The organism is Lichenibacterium minor (assembly GCF_004137685.1).
Classification (GTDB): domain Bacteria; phylum Pseudomonadota; class Alphaproteobacteria; order Rhizobiales; family Beijerinckiaceae; genus Lichenihabitans; species Lichenihabitans minor.
This window is the reverse complement of record NZ_QYBB01000132.1, coordinates 1-1,876: the sequence shown is the minus strand read 5'-3', so window position 1 is coordinate 1,876 and position 1,876 is coordinate 1. Positions and strand designations below refer to the sequence as shown.

Here is a 1,876-nt window from a genome sequence, read left to right as displayed (position 1 = left end):
GCTCGGTCGAGCCCTGCGACAGCTGCTCGGCCGACGCCGAAAGCTCCTGGCTGCCCGACGACACGTTCCGCGCCGCCGCGACGGTTTCGCCCACGATGGCGCGCAGCTTCGCCACCATGGCGGCGAGCGCCAGGCCGAGCGTGTCGCGGTCCGACTGCGGCTTGGCCGTGACGGTGAGGTCGCCCGCCGCGATGGCATCGGCCACGGAAGCATTCGCCTTGAGGTTCACCGTCATGGTGTTCAGCGCGGTGACGAGGTCGCCGATCTCGTCGTGGCTCGTCGTCGTGATGGTCTGGCCGAGGTCGCCCACCGCGACCGCGTTGGCGAGGTCCACCGCCCGGCCGAGGCCGCGGCTGATGCTGAGCGCGATCCAGGTCGCCGCCGCGAGGCCGAGCGCCAGGGAGGCCGCCACGGCGGCGAGCAGCAGCGTCTTGGCGAGGTCGGCGCTCGCCGCGGCGTTCTTCGACGTCGCCGCCATCCTGGCGCCGATGGCGTCCGAGATGGCGTCGTAAGCCTTGTAGGTCTGATCGAAGGCCTTGCCGCCCTCGCCCGAGGAAATGTCCTGCGCCCTGATGTTGCCGCCCTCGCGGGCGAGGTCGGCGACGCGCGACATGAGGGCGAGCCCGTTCTCGTAGGCTTTGACGACGTCGTCCGTCCTGACGCCGCCGGCGTTCACCGCCTGGGCGCTCTTGGCCAGGCTGGTGCGGAAGGTCGTGACCAGTTCCTGGAACTTCCGAGTCGAATCGTCGAGCTCCGCGATGGTCGGCACGGCGGGGAACGATGCGACCAATCGGGTCAGCCGCAGCCAATCCGCCCGAGCGTCCATGAACAGCAGGGCGGCCTGGGTTTGCTGGGTCGTGGCATCCGGCCGTTCGAGCTCTGCCAGGACGCCGTTCAGCATGGTCGTCAGACTCGCCAGCATGGGGACCGCGTCGTGCTTCCAGAGCGCATAGGAGCGATTGCTGGAATTGAGCACCGAAAACTTCGTGCTCTCGTCTTGCAGCTTGTACATGCGGACGAGCTGATCGTCGGCATCGGCCATCAGCTTGACGTCGAGCGGGTTCAAGTCTGTCTTGAGTTCCGCCCCGATCTTCGCCACGTCGGCCCTCTGGCTCGCAAGCTTCGTGACGAGAGCTGCGATCGTGCCGTCGTCGCTCTCGATGATCATGTTCTTTTCGGTGAGCGCGGTCGCCCAGAGGGCGTTTTCGAAGTCGCCTATCTTGCCCTGGCGCCAGCCCTGCTTGGCGAGCATCGCCTGGTTGTCCGCCAATTCGGATATGCGGACATAGCCGAGGCCGCCGGCCGCAGCCGACAGGATCAGGATGCTGCCGAAAGCGAGGCCGAGTTTGGTCTTGATGGTGAAACGCATTTCTGTCTCCGAATGCCGAAAAGACGCGATGTTACGATGATGGATGGGTTTATTCACTGATATTTAATAAATATTCTTTTCTCGTTTCGAGAAAAGAGGTTCCATGACACGAAGTGCGTTTCGGTCTCAACGGTCTGTGCTGCGGGACGAAATTTGTCGGACACCTGAAATCAGGCACGTCAGTATGTTTGTCGGATAAATATTACTCATAAGCTCAATATCGAGCGGCTTTGCTGGCCGATACAAACAAAAGACAACCGCCTCGCCGCCCGGATCGGGCGGCGCTCCCTGTCGTGGCGGGGCGCCATGGCCCCGCCGGCCCGAGGCTCAGGACGCGCGACGGAAGCCCTTGTCGGCGGCGTCGCCGGGCTCGGCCATGTCGAGGGCGAAGCCGCCGGTGTGGCGGGCGGCGCGGGCCGGGCGCGGGGCGCCGGACGCGCGGCCGGGCTTCAGCTCCTCCGTCACCCGCCGCTGCAGCCGGGCCACGGGGTGGCCCGTTTCCGCCGC

2 protein-coding genes are annotated in these 1,876 nt (G+C 65.8%); both read right to left on the bottom strand.

Translation table 11 applies throughout. The features are described from left to right. The coding region (locus tag D3273_RS27625; RefSeq protein WP_129230239.1) for a HAMP domain-containing protein at window positions 1–1,369 on the bottom strand (1,369 nt) is incomplete at its 3' end. A gap of 327 nt (window positions 1,370–1,696) precedes the next feature. Continuing rightward, on the bottom strand, window positions 1,697–1,876 hold a 180-nt coding region (locus tag D3273_RS28625), incomplete at its 5' end, for a hypothetical protein (RefSeq protein WP_165359722.1).